Origin of the sequence: Trinickia sp. (assembly GCF_036503415.1) — a bacterium.
Taxonomy (GTDB): Bacteria; Pseudomonadota; Gammaproteobacteria; order Burkholderiales; family Burkholderiaceae; genus Trinickia.
In genome coordinates, this window is record NZ_DASXWY010000049.1 from 1 (window position 1) to 18,809 (window position 18,809).

Annotated in this window: 20 protein-coding genes; 6 read left to right on the forward strand and 14 right to left on the reverse strand. The window is 61.4% G+C overall.

The annotated features are described in order from the left end of the window. The 8 genes from VGL01_RS06935 to phnG all read right to left on the reverse strand — a co-directional run. On the reverse strand, positions 1 to 698 hold a 698-nt coding region (locus tag VGL01_RS06935; RefSeq protein ID WP_331568121.1), incomplete at its 3' end, for a CorA family divalent cation transporter. A gap of 67 nt (positions 699 to 765) precedes the next feature. Then, entirely contained in the window at positions 766 to 1,899 is a 1,134-nt protein-coding gene (locus VGL01_RS06940; protein ID WP_331568122.1) for an alpha-D-ribose 1-methylphosphonate 5-triphosphate diphosphatase, read from the reverse strand. Positions 1,900 to 1,973: 74 nt separating this feature from the next. After that, complete coding sequence (phnL, locus tag VGL01_RS06945; RefSeq protein ID WP_331568123.1) at positions 1,974 to 2,726, reverse strand: phosphonate C-P lyase system protein PhnL; 753 nt, start codon at positions 2,724 to 2,726, stop codon at positions 1,974 to 1,976. A gap of 63 nt (positions 2,727 to 2,789) precedes the next feature. Next, complete coding sequence (phnK, locus tag VGL01_RS06950; RefSeq protein ID WP_331568124.1) at positions 2,790 to 3,560, reverse strand: phosphonate C-P lyase system protein PhnK; 771 nt, start codon at positions 3,558 to 3,560, stop codon at positions 2,790 to 2,792. Further along, a complete protein-coding gene (locus VGL01_RS06955) occupies positions 3,557 to 4,489 on the reverse strand; it encodes an alpha-D-ribose 1-methylphosphonate 5-phosphate C-P-lyase PhnJ (protein ID WP_331568125.1) in 933 nt (310 codons plus the stop codon). The genes phnK and VGL01_RS06955 overlap by 4 nt, the downstream gene beginning before the upstream one ends. Next, on the reverse strand, positions 4,486 to 5,652 hold the full coding sequence (locus VGL01_RS06960; RefSeq protein ID WP_331568126.1) for a carbon-phosphorus lyase complex subunit PhnI: 1,167 nt from the start codon (positions 5,650 to 5,652) through the stop codon (positions 4,486 to 4,488). Before VGL01_RS06960 ends, VGL01_RS06955 begins: the two co-directional genes overlap by 4 nt. After that, on the reverse strand, positions 5,652 to 6,266 hold the full coding sequence (gene phnH / locus VGL01_RS06965; RefSeq protein WP_414720189.1) for a phosphonate C-P lyase system protein PhnH: 615 nt from the start codon (positions 6,264 to 6,266) through the stop codon (positions 5,652 to 5,654). Before phnH ends, VGL01_RS06960 begins: the two co-directional genes overlap by 1 nt. Beyond that, positions 6,263 to 6,736, reverse strand: coding sequence for a phosphonate C-P lyase system protein PhnG (phnG, locus tag VGL01_RS06970; RefSeq protein WP_331568127.1), 474 nt, complete (start codon positions 6,734 to 6,736; stop codon positions 6,263 to 6,265). Before phnG ends, phnH begins: the two co-directional genes overlap by 4 nt. Before the next feature lie 154 nt (positions 6,737 to 6,890). Here phnG and phnF point away from each other — a divergent pair, with 154 nt between their 5' ends. From phnF to VGL01_RS07000, 6 genes are all read left to right on the forward strand, one after another. Next, entirely contained in the window at positions 6,891 to 7,637 is a 747-nt protein-coding gene (gene phnF / locus VGL01_RS06975; RefSeq protein WP_331568158.1) for a phosphonate metabolism transcriptional regulator PhnF, read from the forward strand. Continuing rightward, positions 7,634 to 8,371, forward strand: a complete 738-nt coding sequence (locus VGL01_RS06980) for a DUF1045 domain-containing protein (protein ID WP_331568128.1) — start codon at positions 7,634 to 7,636, stop codon at positions 8,369 to 8,371. The genes phnF and VGL01_RS06980 overlap by 4 nt, the downstream gene beginning before the upstream one ends. A gap of 218 nt (positions 8,372 to 8,589) precedes the next feature. Continuing rightward, positions 8,590 to 9,489 (forward strand): phosphate/phosphite/phosphonate ABC transporter substrate-binding protein, encoded by a 900-nt coding sequence (locus VGL01_RS06985; protein WP_331568129.1) that lies wholly within the window; start codon positions 8,590 to 8,592, stop codon positions 9,487 to 9,489. Further along, positions 9,486 to 10,328, forward strand: coding sequence for a phosphonate ABC transporter ATP-binding protein (gene phnC, locus VGL01_RS06990; protein ID WP_331568130.1), 843 nt, complete (start codon positions 9,486 to 9,488; stop codon positions 10,326 to 10,328). Before VGL01_RS06985 ends, phnC begins: the two co-directional genes overlap by 4 nt. Beyond that, positions 10,325 to 11,128, forward strand: a complete 804-nt coding sequence (gene phnE, locus VGL01_RS06995; RefSeq protein ID WP_331568131.1) for a phosphonate ABC transporter, permease protein PhnE — start codon at positions 10,325 to 10,327, stop codon at positions 11,126 to 11,128. The genes phnC and phnE overlap by 4 nt, the downstream gene beginning before the upstream one ends. 35 nt (positions 11,129 to 11,163) lie before the next feature. After that, positions 11,164 to 11,820: a DapH/DapD/GlmU-related protein gene (locus VGL01_RS07000; protein ID WP_331568132.1), complete on the forward strand. Its 657-nt coding sequence runs from the start codon at positions 11,164 to 11,166 to the stop codon at positions 11,818 to 11,820. Positions 11,821 to 11,902: 82 nt separating this feature from the next. Here the strand turns inward: VGL01_RS07000 and VGL01_RS07005 are convergent, their stop codons facing one another. The 6 genes from VGL01_RS07005 to VGL01_RS07030 all read right to left on the reverse strand — a co-directional run bounded on the left by VGL01_RS07005 (position 11,903) and on the right by VGL01_RS07030 (position 18,612). Further along, positions 11,903 to 12,166 carry a DUF2249 domain-containing protein gene (locus VGL01_RS07005; protein WP_331568133.1) on the reverse strand — a complete coding sequence of 88 codons (264 nt, stop codon included), beginning with the start codon at positions 12,164 to 12,166 and terminating at the stop codon, positions 11,903 to 11,905. Positions 12,167 to 12,286: 120 nt separating this feature from the next. Beyond that, positions 12,287 to 14,281, reverse strand: coding sequence for a beta-galactosidase (locus VGL01_RS07010; protein ID WP_331568134.1), 1,995 nt, complete (start codon positions 14,279 to 14,281; stop codon positions 12,287 to 12,289). An 87-nt stretch (positions 14,282 to 14,368) separates the two neighbouring features. Then, the gene (locus VGL01_RS07015; RefSeq protein WP_331568135.1) at positions 14,369 to 15,220 is read right to left on the reverse strand and encodes a carbohydrate ABC transporter permease; all 852 of its coding nucleotides are present in this window, start codon (positions 15,218 to 15,220) and stop codon (positions 14,369 to 14,371) included. Between the two features lie 14 nt (positions 15,221 to 15,234). After that, positions 15,235 to 16,182 carry a sugar ABC transporter permease gene (locus tag VGL01_RS07020; protein ID WP_331568136.1) on the reverse strand — a complete coding sequence of 316 codons (948 nt, stop codon included), beginning with the start codon at positions 16,180 to 16,182 and terminating at the stop codon, positions 15,235 to 15,237. 16 nt (positions 16,183 to 16,198) lie between these two features. Next, a complete protein-coding gene (locus tag VGL01_RS07025) occupies positions 16,199 to 17,434 on the reverse strand; it encodes an ABC transporter substrate-binding protein (protein ID WP_331568137.1) in 1,236 nt (411 codons plus the stop codon). 20 nt (positions 17,435 to 17,454) lie between these two features. Then, entirely contained in the window at positions 17,455 to 18,612 is a 1,158-nt protein-coding gene (locus VGL01_RS07030) for an ABC transporter ATP-binding protein (protein ID WP_331568138.1), read from the reverse strand. Positions 18,613 to 18,809 lie beyond the last annotated feature (197 nt).

The window sequence follows — 18,809 nt, forward strand, 5'->3', positions numbered from 1 at the left end:
TCCAGGTGATCGGAGACATCGCGAAAATACGTGCTCATTCCGAGGCAGATGCGCGGAATGCGGCCGCCCGACAGCTTGCTGACGCCCTCCAGCAATGGAGCGATGTGATGCTGTAAGGTGACGAGCTTGCGCTTGAGCAAATACAGGTCTTCGATGATCGCGCGCGATGCCGCGAGACTGTGCTTTTCGAAGATCCGGTCTTCGATCTCCTCGAGCTTCGCACCCAATGCCTCGAGCACCGGAAAATAACGATCGACGATATTGTCGATGAGCGCATACAGCACGAAGGCCGAGCCCTCCTTCAGCAAATGCGGCTCGTGCTCGCAACGCGTACGGACATCCTGGAAGCCGTGACGCGTCCGGTTGCGCACGGAGAGCACATAGTTGGGCCCGACGAATACATCGATCTCGCCGACCAGCAGTTCGTCGTCGTCACCGGTTTCGATCGTATGCAGCACGGCGAACAGCGAGTCTCCATACTCTTCGATCTTCGGACGCTGATGCCCATGGCGCACGTCCTCGAGCGCAAGCTCGTGCAAACCGAACTCGTGTTTCATGATTTCGAGTTCGATGGCGTCCGGATCCTTCAGCGCCACCCAAACGAAGCACTCAGGTTTGGCGAGATAGACGCTGATGTCATCGACGTGAATGTCGGCGAGCTTTTTGCCGTCTTGATAGACGACGCAATTGATCAACATGGGAAGCACCGGCGGGCTGATTCGAACTTTCGCAAGCGTACCTCATCGGTGGCCCGCTGTGTCCATCCTACGCAACTCGCACCCCACGCACATAGGTCGCCCGCGGTACGGGAAAGGCATCGCTCAAGCCCACGCGCACCATATCGGCCCGCAGTCCGATTTCAATCGCTCCCCTATCGTCGAGCCCAACGGCCTGGGCGGGTGCGCTCGATACGGTAGCGATCGCACGCGGTAGCGACCACCCCGCCTCCCGCTCCAGTTGAAACGCCGCCATCATGAGGCTCGACGGAACGTAATCGGACGACAGGATATCGAGCAGGCCCTCCTTCGCAAGCTCGAGCGCCGACACGTTGCCCGAGTGCGATCCGCCGCGCACGATGTTGGGCGCTCCCATCACCGTGACCTGACCGTGCCGTCGCGCCGTCCGGGCGGCCGCCATCGTCGTCGGAAATTCCGCGATCGCAATGCCGTCGCGCACGGCCTCTTCCACGTGCTCGACGAGCGTATCGTCATGGCTTGCCATCGAAATGCCGAGCGCCTTGCAGCGATCGACGATGCTGCGCCGATGCGTTTGCGCGTAGCGCGCCTGCAGATCGGACAGTTCGATCAACGCGGCTTGAGCCTTTTCATCGCTCCACTTCCCGTTGCGCTCCTGGTACTGACGCCACTTCGCCGGATCGCTCCACTGCCGCTGACCCGGTGTGTGGTCCATCACCGAAGCGAGTTCGACGAGCCGATGACTGCCGAATTCCTCGAAAAGATCGACGACGTCTTCGGTGCCGACCTCGCAGCGCAAATGCAGGTAGTGCTGCGCACGCAGGAAATCGTGCGCCGCAAGGCGATCGAGCGCGGATACCGCATCGCGATGGACCTGGCTGCCGCGTAGCCCCGCATCGGTGCGCGAACCGATCGCGAGCGAATCGAACACCGTCGTGATGCCGGCCGCAGCGATCTGTGCGTCGTGGATGACGAACGCCGCATCGACGTTCCACGTGACGCCCGGACGCGGCGCAAGATGCTTCTCGAGATTGTCGGTGTGCAGTTCGACGAAGCCAGGCAGCAGATAGTCCCCCCGCCAATCGTCCGCCTCCGGCATGCTCGTCGTACCGGCTGCAACATCCACCACGAGGCCATTCTCGACCCGCACCACGCCGATGAATTCCTCGTCGCGCGTAACGATCCGCGCATTCCTGATCAACATAGGTTGCTCCGTATCCGCTATACGCGGCGTTCATTCGCACCGCTGATCGACTGTCGGCGCCCCCCCGATGTGCGTCAGGCGGCCGCGAGCACCGACCGAGGCTCCAACTCGAGCTGCCGCGTGCACACCTGTGCGCGCGTGGCCTCGTCGTGGAAGATACCGACAATCGCGGCGCCGCGCCGGCGTGCTTCGGCGACGACCTCGGCAACGACTGCGCGGTTCGACGCGTCGAGCGATGCGGTGGGCTCATCGAGCAGCAACACAGGGTGCTCGGCAATCAGGCCGCGCGCAATGTTCACACGCTGCTGTTCGCCTCCTGAGAATGTCGCCGGCGCCAAGTTCCAGAGCCGCGCCGGGATGCCCAGGTGGGCGAGCCATAGTTTCGCACGCTGCCTGGCCTCATCACCGTCGACGCCGCGCGCGATCAGCGGCTCGGCGACGAGTTCGAGCGCCGGCACGCGAGGAATCGCGCGAAGAAACTGGCTCACGTAGCCGATCACGTCGCGGCGAACCCGCAGCAGTTCGTGAGGGCTCGCACCAGTCAGGACGATGTACCGGTGCTCGCGGGTTTCGTCGCGCAACTCAATGGATCCGGCGCTTGCCAAATAGTTTCCATAAAGGCAACGCAGCAGCGTGCTTTTTCCGGCGCCCGAGGGACCGACGAGTGCGACGCACTCGCCGCGCCGCAGATCGAGATCGACGCCGCGCAGCGCCGCAATGGCCTGGCCGCCTTGTGTGTGCAGCACGAACGTCTTGGCCAAACCGCGTGCACGCAGCATCAATGCTTCATCGTCGACAAAGCGCCTATCGATTCGTTCATCGCTCATTCGAACGTCCCCTCTTCTTTCAAGGCGCGCCATGCGGCGCGCGATTCGTCGCGTGAACTGGCCCTAGGCAGGCAGCACCGACGACACGAGCAATTGCGTATAAGGGTGCTGCGGGTCGTCGAGCACTTGATCGGTCAGCCCCGTCTCAACGACGCGGCCTGCTTGCATCACCATCAGCCGATGCGCGAGCAAGCGCGCGACGCCGATGTCATGTGTCACGATCACACAGGCCAGATGCAGCTGTGCCGTCAGCGTGCGCAGCAGATCGAGCAGGCGCGCCTGCACCGAGACATCGAGGCCCGCGGTGGGCTCGTCCATCAACACCAGCCGCGGACCGGTCACCAGATTGCGCGCGATCTGCAGACGCTGCTGCATGCCACCCGAAAACGAGGTCGGCAGATCGTCGATGCGTCCGGCATCGAGTTCCACGCGCCGCATCCAGTTCGACGATGTCTCACGGATTTTCCCGAAATGACGCGCACCGACGGCCATCATCGGTTCGCCGATGTTCGCTCCGGCCGATACGGTCATGCGCAAGCCGTCGCGCGGATTCTGCTCGACGAACCCCCATTCGGTACGCATCAGATGGCGTTGGCGCGCCTCGCTGAGCGTGAACAGTTCCAGCGACTCGCCCTGGGCCGACGTGTAGGTCACGCGGCCCGACGCCGCGCGCAGGCGCAACGCGATCGTATTCAGCAAGGTTGTCTTGCCTGAGCCCGACTCGCCCACCACACACAGTACTTCGCCGGGATAGAGATCGAAGCTCACGTCTTCGCAGCCCGGCCGTTCGCCGTAGTACGTCGTCAGACCTCGCGCGCTCAATAGCGGTGTCATGAGCGCGCTCCCTCGGGCTCGGCCATGGGTGCGCTGTCCGTTTCGCGTTTGGCGACCTGCTGCTGGCAGTAGTCGCTATCGGAACAGATGAACATTCGCTTGCCTTTGTCATCGACGATCATCTCGTCGAGAAAGCTTTCGCGCGAGCCGCATATTTCACAGGCATGCTCCCATCGTTGCACCTCGAACGGATAGTCTTCGAAGTCGAGGCTGCGCACGCGGGTATAGGGGGGAATGGCGTAGATCCTGCGCTCCCGGCCTGCACCGAATAGCTGCAGCGCGGGGTTCATGTGCATCTTCGGATTGTCGAACTTGGGAATGGGCGATGGCGCCGCCAAATAGCGATCGTTGACGATAACAGGGTAGTCATACGTCGTGGCAATACTGCCATGGCGCACGATATCCTCATAGAGCTTGACGTTCATGAGCCCATACTCGGAGAGTGCATGCAGCTTGCTGCACTCCGCGAGCCGCGGCTCGAGCCGGTAAAGTGGCTCGGGCATCGGCACTTGATATACGAGAATCTGCCGATCGCTCAGCGGTGTTTCCGGAATGCGGTGACGGGTTTGAACGATCGTGGCTTCGACGGTGCGCGTCGTAGTCCGGATCCCGGCCGTACGGGCGAAAAACCGTCGGATATTGACGGCGTTGGTCGTATCGTCCGAACCCTGATCGATGACTTTGAGCGTGTCGTCGCGGCCGATGATCGCCGCCGTCACCTGAATTCCACCTGTACCCCACCCGTACGGAAGCGGCATTTCCCGGGAGCCGAACGGTATCTGATGGCCCGGAATCGCGATCGCCTTCAGCAGCGCCCGGCGTATCATCCGCTTCGTCTGCTCGTCGAGGTAAGCGAAGTTGTAGCCTTCGGCCGCTTCGTTCGCCCGATCCGTCACGTTAGCCGAGTATGCTTCATGCGGAGCGTTCATGCGGTGTCCTCCCCTTCCCTGGCCTGCTGTGCCGCTGCGTGCGCAGCCCGCAGGCGCCGCACCAATTCGAGTTCGGCTTGGAAATCGACATAGTGAGGCAACTTCAAATGTTGCACGAAGCCCGAGGCCTCCACGTTATCGCTGTGATAAAGCACGAACTCGGGGTCTTGCGCGGGTGCCGTCACCGCCTCGCCCAACTCCTCGGCGCGCAGTGCGCGGTCGACGAGCGACATTGCCATTGCTTTGCGCTCCGAGTGGCCGAAAGCCATGCCATACCCCTGGGTAAAGCTCGGCGGGGCCTTTTGCGTACCCGAGAACTGGTTGATCATCTGGCATTCGGTCACTTCGATGTCCCCGAGTTCGACGGCGATGCCGAGCTCTGGAATCTCCATCTCGACGGCCACGAGGCCGTTGCGGATTTCTCCCGCGAACGGGTGGTTGCGTGCGTATCCGCGCTGCGTCGAGTACCCCATCGATAGCAGGAAGCCTTCGTCGGCACGGGCGAGGTTCTGCAGTCGCACGGCACGTTCGGCCGGCATCAGCAGCGGTTCGACTGCCAGGTCGACAGGAGCCTCCGCGTTCTCCGAAGGCTGTTCCTGCTCGATGAGCCCCTCTGCATCGAGCAACGCCACGACGCGCGGCATCGCAGCCGCCGATGCCTCGTACATGGTTGGCTGCTCGTCCGATGCGTTCGCCGCCGCTTGCAGCGATGCCCGAGGCGATGCGCACTCATCGCCGGATTCAAGTGCCGGCTCATCGGCCAACAACGAAAAGTCGAGCAATCGCTGCGTGTAGTCGTAGGTCGGCCCCAACAGTTGTCCGCCGGGAACGTCCTTGAACGTGGCCGAAATCCGGCGCTGTACCTCCATGCGCCCGGTTTCGATCGGCACCGTGTAGCCGAAACGCGGCAATGTGGTGCGATAGGCACGTAACAGAAAGATCGCTTCGACGAGGTCGCCAGCGGCTTGCTTGATCGCGAGCGCCGCGAGTTCCTCGTCGTAGACGGAGCCTTCCGTCATGACGCGCGCAACGGCCAGCCGCATCTGCTGACGAATTTGCGCGATCGTCAGCTCCGGCTCGGCGGGATCGCCCCTCCGTGCTTTGTCGAGCAAACGCCACGAAGCCTCGATCGCGCGCTCGCCACCTTTGACTGCAACGTACATCAGTTGAGCTCCACTCGGGTGGTGCGGGGTACGCCGATGACGGACCGTCCGCAAAAGAAATAGCAATCGATGCCGCACGGTGCTTGTGCGCTCAGCGCCGTGCGTTCGTGCCAGAACGAGTCGGCTACGCCGACGGGCGCAATGCGAATATCCGATCGTATTCCCGGCCCGGTGAGCCTCAGTGGCCGCCCGCCTTCCAGCGCAGCGACGCGAATCAGCAGCGTCGCGGAATGCTGCGGTGCCTCCGGTGTGCCATGCGAAAACCCGTCGATCGGCGGCATCTTTGCGGGGTCGGAGATGTAAGCGAATGCGGCTTCGCGCGATTCGTCGACGAGCGGCGCCCCCGTGTGAAAACGAATGGCCTGTGCGAGCGCTTCATCGGGCTGTTGCAGCCAGACGGGTGTCGAGAAGTCCGCCAGCGTCAGCACGGCTGCGAAGGCCGCGGCCGGCCACCGGCGATCCACGGCGTCGTCGAGCACCACGTCGATCGAGCGCGTCGTGCCCGGTCGCGCAAGGACGTCGAGCAGTACGCGAAACGAAACCTGCGCATCGTGGACGGGATCGGAAAAACCACGCACGAGCGTATCGAGCGACGCAAGATTATCGGCCATCATTCCCCTCGCACCATCGTATAGAAGTCGACCCGGGTGGACGCCGTGCTCGCGGCACGTTCACGCCGTGCGTCGTCACGCGATCGCGCGAGCGGCTCGATCAGCCGCAAATGCAGCGCGTCGTGCCAGTGCGGCGTTTGCAGCATGGCATCGGCGAGCGCGGCGAGCTCCGCCCGACGTTTGTCGCGTCCTAATTGATAAGCAATGCCGATGGCGCCGTCGGGCGATTTCAGCCGCAGCACGGCGCGCGTGACGGTGGTCTCGCCGACGTTGAACGGATCGCCTGTTCCGCCGATGCGCCCACGCACCATCGCAAGCCCCGTTTGCGGAGCACGCAGCCAATCGAAGGCGGGTAGCCCAGTCCCGCCGCAGACCCCAACGAGCGCCGATTCGAGCGTGGCGCGCGGTGCCCGGGCAAGCTCGGCCAGCCAGCACCGACGCTCCGGCGCGATTTCCGCAGATAATGCCTTCATATCCTCGATTCCCGTGCCTTCATGACATCTAGTCGTCTAGACGACCAGATCAATAAACTGCATGCTAGCATATCGCCATGAAAGCATTCGAACCGATCGGAATGACACAACGATGAAACGCAGCAACAACGGACGCGTCACCGAGCCCGGCGGGATGCCGTTTGCAGCGAGCACGGTGGAGCGCGGCGCCGGCGTGGCGGTATGGCGGCAGATCGAACAGACGCTGGCCTCGGAAATCGCCGCGAGCGGATTCGGTGAAGACGGTCGCTTGCCGAGCGAGGGCGAGCTCGCGAAGCGCTTCGGCGTCAATCGCCATACTGTGCGGCGCGCAATGCTCGGGTTGGCGGCGCAAGGCCTGGTCAGCGTCGAACAGGGCCGCGGTACGTTCGTTCAACCGGGCGCAATCGACTACACGATCGGGCGCCGCACGCGGTTCACTGAGAATCTGCGCGAGCAGGGCCATTCGGCATGCGGTACGGTGCTTTCCTCCGCGTCCGTCAAAGCCGAGCCGAAGATTGCCAAGGCGCTGGGTTTGCGCACGGGAACGCTCGTGTATCGGATCGAATCGCTGCATGCGGCGGATGGCGTACCGCTGACGTACGCGCTTGCCTGGTATCCGGCCGCGCGCTTCGCGGGATTGCCGCAGGCGCTGGAGCGAACGAATGGCGGCTTCTCGGCCGCGCTCGCCGAATACGACGTCATCGACTACGCTCGGCGCTGGAGCAGGATCGGCAGTACGCTGCCCGACGCGGATGTGGCGCGCCGCCTCAATATCAACAGGCAGCAGCCCGTGCTTTGGGTCGAGAACGTCGATGTCGACGCAGACGGTACGCCGATCAAATACGGCTTTACCTATTTCGCCGCGGACCGGGTACAGCTACTGGTGGAGCAAAACATATGAGCGATGGCTCGAAGACGGTTTGCGAGTGGACCGACCAAAGCCGATTCGCGATTTACTACGCCCCAGCGCGCGGCTCGGCATGGTGGGATATCGGTTGCAGCTGGCTCGGACGCGATCCCGAATCAGGACAAAGGCTCGTTCCACCGGTGCTGCCGGCGCTCGCCGCGCGTTCGCGCGATGTGCCCGGCCTCGCGCGGGCGCCGCAGCGCTACGGTTGGCATGGGACGTGGGTGGCGCCCGCCCGGTGTGTGGCCGGTGCGGCGCTCGAGGACGTCTTTCGGGCGGCGCACAAGTGGGCACGGCGCCAAGAACCGTTTGATTTGCACGTGGAGGCGGCGGCGCTCGAACGATTCGTCGCCATCCGTCCGGCAATGGCTGACGGCGGCGCCGCCATGCGGGCGCTTGCGGCTGACGCCTTGCACGAGTTCGCGCCTTTACGCGCGATGCCGAACGAAAATGAGCGGCGCCGCCGGCTCGACGGTCAATTGACGGAGCGGCAGCGCGAATTATTGGACCGCTGGGGCTATCCGTTCGTGCTCGACGAATTTCGCTTTCATATGACGCTCAGCGATCCGATAGATGCCAACGAGCGGCAGGTGCTGGTTGACTGGTGGAACGCACAGATCCCGCAACTAGGCCCCCTGCGCATCGATGGTGCGGCAGTTTTCGCCGAGTGCGGCCCTACCCAGCCGTTTGTGCTCGTCGCTCGTTTTCCTTTCGCGGGCGCGCGATAAGAGGGCCTGCGGCTCGTATGCGGCGCGGCACGGTCGCCTGAAACACATCTAGACGTCTGGATATCCATTCGTAAGATGACAGGTAAATAGCAGCGCACAGCTTTTTCACAAATTCATCATCTATCCATCCCACAATGCGCCAGACGCGACGCATGGATGTGCCGCCCGCGTTTAGCCGATTCGCAACCGACACACCACCACTCGGGGAAAGGGACGATATGAAGCTGTTGAAAGTTGCCGCTGCCGCCGCGCTCGTCGCGAGCTTCGCTGCCGCCAATGCGCATGCCGAAGGAACGTGCCCCAACAACGGCGTCGTGCGTTTCGGCGTCGAACCGTACGAATCCTCGCAGCGCCTGCTGCCTGTGTATCAGGACGTTGCCAAGCTGATCGGCGACAAACTGGGCTGCAAAGTAGAGCTTTTCGTCGCGACCAGCTACAACGCCGAAATCGAGGCAATGCGCAACGACAAGCTCGAAATCGGTCAATTCGGTCCCCTGGGCTATGTACTCGCGCATCAGGTCGCCCACGCGGAAGCCGTCGCAACGTTCGCGGGCGAGGACAACAAGCCGGCTACCTATACGGCGTCGATCGTGACCTGGCCGGGGTCGGGCATCAAGTCCCTCGCTGACATCAAGAGCCGCTCGTTTGCCTACTCGGATCCCAGCTCGACGTCGGGCCACCTCTTCCCTGCCTACGGCCTGAGCAAGAACGGCATCGATCCGGACCATGGCGTCAAGGCGATTTACGCGGGCAGCCATACGGCGTCGTTCGAGGCGCTGCGCAACCACAAAGTGCAGGCAGGCGAGCTCAACAGCGAAGAAATCGCAAGCGCGAAGCTGCATAACGAGTTCGACCAGAATGCCTACGTGACGCTTTGGCAATCGGAGCCGATTCCGCTCGATCCCATCGCCGTGCGCGGCAACCTGCCCGCCGAGTTCAAGCAGCGTCTCGCGAAGATTCTGAGTTCGCTCGATTTTCATGAACTGCCGGAAGCCGATCAGAAGTTCCTTGCGGCGAACGAGAATCCGGCGCTCAGGACCACGGTACAAAACGATGCCGCCTACGATCAGATCCGCGATCTGGTCAAGACGCTGCACGTCGACCTGGCAAAACTGTGAACTCCATTCTCGGAGCGCCCGGCGCTGAGGCATTCGGGCCGCACAGCCGGCCACACGATCGCACGGCGCCGCGAGGCGGCGCTCGCGCCCGCGGTGCGACGCTGGCCGTGCGCAACCTGACGATGCGGTATCCGAACGGGCACGTCGCCCTTCGAGACGTGACTCTGTCGGTCGAGGCGGGAGAGATGGTCGTCGTGCTCGGCAGCAACGGCAGCGGGAAGTCGACGTTGATGAAGTGCGTGGTCGGCATGAACCGACCTAGCGCCGGCAGCGTCGAAGTGGCGGGCCGCGATCTCACGTCGCTCTCGGGAAAGGCGTTGCGCGAGGCGCGGCTGCCGCTTGCCTTGATCTCGCAGCATGCGAATCTGGTGCGGCGCCGCAGCGTGCTCGCCAACGTCTGTTGCGGGACGCTCGGCCGGCATCGCACGCTTGCGACGACGCTCGGATGCGTGCCCCGCGAAGAAGTCGGTCCGGCGCTGGGTCACCTCGCCGAGGTGGGGTTGGCCGAGCTTGCCGGTCAGCGCGCTGGAACGCTATCGGGCGGTCAGGCTCAGCGTGTCGCCGTTGCTCGGGCGCTTGCGCAGGCGCCGCAGGTGCTGCTCGCGGACGAGCCTGTTGCGAGTCTCGATCCTGAAGCCGCCGACGAGGTCATGCGGCTGCTGCGTCGCCTTGCCAGCCACGATGGCCTCGCCGTGGTCTGCGTGCTGCATCAGCCCGAACTTGCGATGCGCTACGCGGACCGGCTCGTCGGGCTGCGTCGTGGCCGTACGGTGTTCGACCGGCCCGCGGCGGAGGTCTCGCAGCGCGAGATTGCCGAGCTCTACCAGGCGGACGCATGATGAGCACCACATACAAAGGTCCGATGCCGGGCGGCCCCTCGCCGGCGCGTCAGATCGGTGCGATCGCCGCGGTCGTGCTGATCGCCGCGCTTTTCGTTCAGGCGTGGATCGTCGTGCAAGCGCGGCCCCAGGATCTCGTGACGGGTGCTCATGGGATGGCCGATATCATCTCGCGCGCCCTTCCCCCGGCCTTCGATCAGTTCAAGCCGACGTTACTGCCGGTGCTGGAAACGATCGATCTGGCGATTTTCGGCACCGTATTCGGCGTCGTGCTCGCCTTCCCGCTCGCTATTCTCGCCGCACGGAACCTGACGCCCGCCAAGCCGCTCTATTACGCGGCGCGCGCGGTCATTGGGGTGGCGCGGGCCGTGCCCGACCTCGTATGGGCGTTGCTGTTCGTGACCGCTGTCGGCCTCGGGCCATTTCCGGGCGCGCTGGCGCTTGCGGTCCATTCCGTCGGCATGCTCGGACGGCTCTTCGCGGAAGTAATCGAGGATATGGATATGGGTCCCGTCGAAGCACTGACGTTGACTGGAGCGAGCCGTATACAGGTGTTCACGCACGCCGTCGTGCCGGGCGTGCTTCCTTCGCTGTTGGGCATCGCGCTGTACCGCTTCGATGAAAACCTGCGATCCTCGCTCGTGTTGGGCTTTGTCGGCGCCGGTGGTATCGGCTTCCTGTTGCTGACGGCGATGAATCTGTTTCAATATCAAACGGTCGCGTTACTGCTGATCGTGACTTTCGTGCTCGTCGCGTGCGCCGAGCGGATTTCCGCCTATCTCCGAACGCTGGTCGCTTGAGAGGGCGCGCTTCGAAACATTGCTGAGGCAAGGCCATGTACATCGAAAAAATGGGCGGTGTCGATCCCTGGACGCTCGGCGGGGTATTGTCCGATGAACCCAGGATCGATCCGACCGCAGTCGTTCGAAAGAGCGAGCTCGGCTGCTATACGTATCTCGGCCCACGCACGCAAATGGCGGATGCGGTCTTCGGCGAGTACAGCTACGCGATGGGAGACAACCAGATCGCGCATGCACGTATCGGCAAATTCGTGAATATCGCCACGTGCGCGCGCATCAATCCGCCCAATCACCCGACGTGGCGGGCCACGCTTCATCATTTCACCTATCGGTCGCGATCGTATGGACTCTCGCTCGATGACGACGACGAAATCTTCGAATGGCGCGCGCAGCACCGCGTCGAGATCGGCCATGATGTATGGCTCGGTCACGGCGCGATCGTCATGCCGGGAGTGAGCATCGGCAACGGAGCGGCCGTCGGCTCCGGTGCCGTCGTGACAAAGGACGTGCCACCCTTTGCGATCGTCGTCGGTGTACCGGCGCGCGTGATGCGCCTGCGCGTCGACGAACGCACGGCGGAGCGCCTTCAGCGGATCGCCTGGTGGGACTGGCCGCGGGAGCGCCTCGATGCCGCATTGGCCGACTTCCGCACGCTCGATGCCGCTGCGTTCGCCGAGAAGTACGACGGCTGATGTGAGCGCCCGTCAAAGAGCATCGAGACCAGGTCCGCCGCGCGCTTTAATCGAGTTCATCAAGGCGTGCGAATAGGCACGATCAATCGAGCCCCGTCGCCGGCTTGCCAATCAGCACGCGCCACAGGTCTGGGCTTCCCTTTCCGCATTGCCACCAGAACCCGTCCGGCAATTCGGCAGCAAACTCCTCGAGCAACGGCTCGGGATTGTGGTCCGATACGAGTTCGAGCGCCTGACCGGGCGACAGTCTTGCAAACGTGTCGAACACCATCGAATGGCGCTCGCTCGGATCAACGGTGCCCACGTCGAGGACGATTACAGCAGCAGGGGCTGTGAAGGCAGACATGTTCATACTCCAGAATGGAACGGAAGATAACATTCATCCAATATGTATGTTTTAGCACAGAGGTCGATATCCGAACCGAACTGGGTCAATTGGTCGCATCACGGATGAAGGCGACGGCCCTCACAAAGAGGAGACTTGAACGAGTATTTCCACGCCGCCCGGAGCGAGCTTCATGTTGCCGCCCGAAAAGCTGCCGCCCGACAGCGCACTTACGCAATTGCGGAGCGCAATCGACACTTCCTTCGGCTCCTTCGAGAGATTCAGTACAAAGATCAACCGTCGCTCGTCGGACTGTCTTATCGCGACTTCCACACCATCCGGGAGTTCGAGGCTGCAGTCGATGCCTGCGTCACGCGCGATGCGACGCATCAAGACCTGGCTTGCTTTTTCGTCAAGCACCGTACCGATGTAATAAACCACGCCCTTACCGTGCGCGTTTCGCGTCACGGCCGCCTTCCCCGCGAAGTATTCACCCGAGTACGTTGCCGTCGTTTCCGCTGTGACAGGTGTCAGGATGTCGCACCATTGACCGCACGAGAGACGTTCGCCGCTCTCCAGGCTCAGCGTCTGCGCGTCCTTCCCCACCGGATCGTATTCGTCGACATACGCGCCGGCGAGTTCTGTCAGCAGATTCGGCAGCCGGTCCGGCAAGCAGACGTTGTTCATGTTCTTGACCCCGGATCTCGTGGTCAGCAAGAGCATGCCTCCATTCTCGACATAGCGCTTGAGCTTGCCGGCCATTTCCTCGTCGATCAAATACAGCATCGGCGCGATCACGAACTTGTAACCCTGGAAGTCTTCTCGCCAGTTGATGACGTCCGTTCCAACGCCCATTCGAAGCAATGCGGAATGAAGCCGTTTGATATTTCCCAGGTAGTCGAACCCATCGGCCTGCGGTTGTATCTGGAAGGCATTCAGTTGCTCGTGCGAAAAGAGCATGGCTACATCGTGCTTGAGCGTGGTTCCCTCGAGCAGCGGGGCGAGTTTTGCAGCCTCGGTGCTGAATTGAACGAACTCTTCGAAGCGACGTCCGGGCTGCCCGTGGTGATCCAGAAGCCCGTGCCAGAATTGCTCTGCTCCAATACGCGCCGAGCGCCAACGAAACTGGACGATGGTGTCCGCACCGCGGGAAACGCTCTGCCACGCGTAAGCGCGGATCATGCCGGGAAACGGCGTACGCGACATCGGGTACCAGCATCCCGGTGTCCCGCTGAGCTGCTCCATGACCCAGAAGTTCTGGCGTTTCACGCCGCGCGTCAGATCGAGCGTCAATGCGCCGTGATACATCTTCGACTTCGAGTCGTCCTGGAGGTCTGTCGCCGGATAGTAGTCGACGGACGCAAAGTCCATGCTGTCGAACATATCGTAGTAGTCGGCGGTGACCGGGTAGCCCCACAAATTGTGCGTCACGAACTTTCCAGGACTGTTCTTCCTGATCAGCGCTGCCTGAAAGCGGTTGAACTCGGCAACCGCATCGGAAGAAAACCGCCGAAAGTCGAGCAGGAACGAGGGGTTGAGATGCGGCGAACCACCCAGCGGCGTCGTTACCTGATTCCAGTCGCTATATTCCCCGCTCCAGACGACGGTTCCCCACTCGCGATTCAGGGTCTCCAACGAGCCGTATTTTCGCTGTAGCCAGCCACGGAACGAGCGTGTGCAGTTCGCGCAATGGCAATCGTTCGCCGCGAGTTCGTTGTCGGTTTGCCAACCGATGACGGCCGGATGCGATGCGTAGCGCCGCGTGATTTGCTCGATGATCCGCTCGCCAAACTTGCGCAGCGATGGGCTGTTGTAGCAGCGGTGCAGGCGTACGCCTGCGAAAACCGCATTTCCTTTGTTATCCACGGGAAGGACGTCGGGATAATTGTGCGTCAACCAGACCGGCGGCGTCGCAGTCGGTGTCCCAATCACCACGTCTATTTCATGCCGTGCCAGCAAGGCAATGGCCTGGTCGAGCCATTCGAAATCGAACTTGCCCTCCGTGGGCTCGAGACGTGACCACGCGAACTCAGCCAGGCGAACGATCGTGATGCCGGCTTCCTGCATCTGCCGCGCGTCTTGCTCCCACAGCGAAACGTCCCAATGCTCCGGGTAATAATCGACACCCACCTTCATGGAGAGATTCCTTTGATTAAGTAAACGTTAGGGACGCACAGCGCCCTGCGGGCCCGATGCCCACATCGATGGTCGATGTGTGATCGCTCAGCCCTTCGTGGCGCCGAATGTCAGACCGGCGACGAAATGCTTCTGCATTGCGAAGAAAATAACGATGGACGGAAAAGCTGCGAGGAGCGAACCCGCCGACACGAGATTCCAGGCGGTGGTCCACTGCCCCTTGAGGGCGGCCACCCCGACCGTGATCGGCGCTGCGTCGTCTCCTTGCGTCAAGGACAGTGCCCAGAAGTAGTCGTTCCATACGAACGTGAACACGAGAATGGCAAGCGCCGCCAGAGCCGGCGCGATCAAAGGCAGGATGATGCGGTAAAACAATTGCCACTCGTTGGCACCTTCGACGCGCGCAGCTTCGACGAGCTCATACGGAAGCTCCTTGATGAAGTTTCGTAGAAACAACGTGCAAAACCCCGTCTGGAACGAAATGTGAAACAACACGAGTCCTTCGAGCGTGTTGAATAATCCGAGGTGAAGCGTCAGTTGACGAACGGGGATCATCAGAATCTGGATCGGAACGAAGTTGCCGGCCACGAAGATTCCCAAGATGCTGCTGTTACCCTTGAAGGGATACGTCGCCAGTGCAAAACCTGCCATTGCGGCAAGCGCAATGGATCCGACAACTGAAGGCACGGTGATCAGGCAACTGTTCATGAAGTAATGCAGCATGGGCGAATTGAACAGTACCGCCCGGTAGTTCTCTACGAGCGCGAACCGCTCGGGCCATCCCCAATAGTTGCCTTGAACCAGATCGTCCGTCGAGCGCACCGACGTGATGAAGACTGCAATCAGCGGAAGCAACCAGATGACGAGAGCGATGGGCAGCGAGGTTTTATAAACCCTGCGGCCCATCGGACTCCAACGGCTCACCGGAGTGGGATACATAACCTTTTCCTCTGTTATCGGTCGGTGTGAAGAAGCCGGCGCAGCTGGTACACGATGAACACCAGCATGATCAAGAACAACACAACCGCAATCGCCGCCGAATAGCCAAATCTGAAGTACTTGATGGCTTGGTCGTACATGAAATAGGCCAGCACAGTCGAGCTGTCGAACGGCCCTCCTCCCGTCATCACCGCAATCAAGTCGAAGCTTCGAAGTGCGCCGATAATGGTGAGCACGACGGACAGGAACGTCGCGGGACGCAGTTGAGGCAGGACGACATGCCAGAGAAGCGACCAGCCCGTTGCGCCCTCCATACGGCCAGCCTCGACGATTTCCGGATTAATGCTCGTGAGGTTGGTGAGATACAGCAGCATGCAGAACGGGATTTGCGGCCACAGCGCTGCCGCGATCACACCGAACGTGGCGTAACGCTCGTCTCCCAGCACCGGAATGCCATGTCCCACGATGAGCTTCAACAATCCAAACGCGGGATCGTAGAACCAGCTGAAGATCAGTCCGACCACGACCCCCGATAGCACGAACGGCGAAAAGAACAGCGACTTGATCAGTCGCATACCCTTTACGCTCTGATTGAGATAGAGCGCAAAAACGAGTCCGATGGGAGGAGCCAGTAGAAACAGCACGAGCCAAAGGACGTTGTTCTTCAATGCAACATAGAACGTGTCGGTGTGAAGCAACTCACGGTAGTTCGCAAGCCCGACAAAGACCTTGTCACTCATCCCGTCCCAGTTGTAGAGACTGAGTACGATGCTGCTGATGATCGGGTAGATCACATAGAGGCAGAACATCGCGCAAGCGGGCAGCAGAAACAACAATGCAGCTCGCTTGCGTCGGGTTGCGAGTGGTGCGTGCACTCGATCCCCTGGCGTGCGGCGCAAGCGCCCGGGTTGCTGCGCAGATGAACTTCGATTCACCGACTTCCTCGTTTCGGCTGTGGCCATCTGAACCCTCGCGTGATCAGGACTTGCTGTAGACGCGCTTGCGCGTCTGTTCGAGGTGGCTGAGAATCTCGTCGAGCTTCGAGGGATCGCTGACGAATCGCTGCATCCCCTTCATTCCTTCGTCGGCCATCTCCTTGGTCATGTCCCGGTCGTAAAACTGAGCCACACCGCCTGTCGTTCCTGACAGGATTTGAAAACCGATCTTGGCGATGGGATCGTCGGGCATCGCCGCCTTGTTATTGGCGGGCAATGTACCGACTCCTTTGGCGAGTGCCGCGTCGTTACCCGGTTGACCCATGAACGCAAGGAACTTGCGTGCATCGGCCTTGTTGGCTGCCCGCATCGGAATGTTCAGGCATTCGGCCGACCCATCCTCCGCCGGTGTGACTTTCGGATCTACGGTTGGGAACCTGAAGAAGCCGGTTTGGGCTTTCGTAGCCGGAGGAAGCCCCGGGGACAGGAACGTTCCCATGAGCATCATGGCCGCCTGGCCCTGGCTGTAGAGCGGCTGGACGGAGTCGAGGCTATAGGAAAGCGGATTGTCGATGAAGTACTTGTTGTCGATCAGGGTCTTCCATGCCAGATACACATTCTTTACGCGCGCATCGGTATAGGGAATCTCGCCGTTCATCAACTTCATGTGGAAGTCGTAGCCGTTCATGCGCAGGTCGAGATAATCGAACCACGCAGCAAGCGTCCACGAATCGCGGCCGCCCACCGCGATCGGCGCAATACCGGCCGCTTTGAGCTTCTTGCAATCGTCGAGAAAGGCTTGCCAGGTCGTGGGTTCGCCTTTGATTCCGGCCTTCTCGAACAGGTCTTTTCGATAGTAGACGCCCCACGCGAAGTACTGGGTGGGCATCGCATACTGCTTGCCGTTGTACGAGGATGGAGTCTTCAGTGACGCGAACTGTGTATTCCAATCGTTCTTTTGCCAGTCGGCCGACAGATCGTCGAGCAGGCCGCGTTTCGCGTAGTAGGCCATGCGCTCGCCCTCATGCCAATTGATCACGTCCGGAGACACCGACGTCAGCCATGCCGGGAGTTGAACCTTGTAGGTCTCCTCTTCGACGAAGGCGACTTTGGTCGTCACCCCCGGGTTGGCCTGCTCGAACTGCTTGATCAGGTTTTCCCAGACCGCACGCGTCTCCGCTCCCTTGAAAGCGATGTTCAATTGGAGCGTGCCGGCGCTGGCGGAGGTAGCGATGGACAGCGCGGCACTCAGCACTGAAAGTGCAATGATTCGGTTCATGGATGTCTCCGGAGGTTGTTTTATTGAAGCTTCGGTACCGCACTGCCGTCGGCGGAAAATACGTGGCAAGCGCTCGAGTCGAAGCGAACCGCGACACGCGTGCCAGGCTGATAGCTCGCGTCGCCGGGTTGCTTCACGACAACCGTGGTCCCGGCGGCCGGGTCCTCGAGATGTAGATAGCTGTGTTCACCCAGGCGCTCGACCAGTGTGACTTTGCGCCGAAGCGTTTGCATCGTGCCGTTCGAGCCTTCCTCACTCTCGTCGCCGCTGTCGATCACATGGTCGAAGTGCTCGGGGCGGATGCCGAGTTGCACCGGTTGCCCGACGCGCAGGAAAGAGGCGTCCACTTTGGCCAGCACATCGTCGTCGGACTTGTCCAGCCTTGCGACAATCCCGTCGCTGCTCAACGAATGGACGGTTGCGCCAAGGAAGTTCATCTTGGGGCTGCCGATGAATTCCGCAACGAAACGACTGTTCGGACGGTGATAAAGGTCGAGGGGGGAGCCGACCTGGGCAATGCTCCCGAATCGCTCGGCATCTTTTCCGGCACGCAATAGAACGATCTTGTCTCCGAGGGTCATCGCCTCGACCTGGTCGTGTGTCACATAGACTGTGCTCGCTTGTGCGAACTGACGATGAAGTTTGGCGATTTCGACGCGCGTCTGGCTGCGGAGCATGGCGTCGAGGTTCGAAAGCGGTTCGTCGAACAGGAACACACCGGGCTCCCTAACAATGGCGCGACCGATTGCGACACGCTGACGCTGCCCGCCGGAGAGCGCGGCCGGCTTTCGTTTCAGCAACGCGTCGAGTTGCAGGGTTTTGGCCGCCGTTTGAACCTTGCTTGCAATCTCGCCGGCGGGTAGTCCGGACAGCTTCAAGCCAAACCCCATGTTCTCTTCGACCGTCATATGAGGAAACAGGGCGTAGCTCTGGAAGACCATTGCCACGCCTCGCTTGGCCGGCGGTATCGCGTTGATGAGGCGCCCGCCAATTTGCACGTCGCCCGATGTGGCATCTTCGAGGCCGGCAATGATGCGAAGCAGTGTCGACTTGCCGCAGCCGGATGGGCCGAGGAAAACGCAGAACTCGTTCTCGCCGATATCGAGATCGATTCCGCGCAGTACGGGCGCGTGGTCGCCGTATGCCTTCGCCACGCCTTTCAGTGAGATGGCAGCCATGTCTCCGTCCAATATGATTTAACGTTACATCATTGGGCGTTTAAAAAAGGCCGCGAGGCCTGTCCGGATGTAACCTTACCTGTTGTCCGACCGGACTCTACGCCGGATTTTTTTTCGACGCAATAGGTTTTCTACCCATCGCGAGTTGACAACCTTTCTCCGCGCCTATTGAATGTGGCGTCGCGCAATTTTCGGCG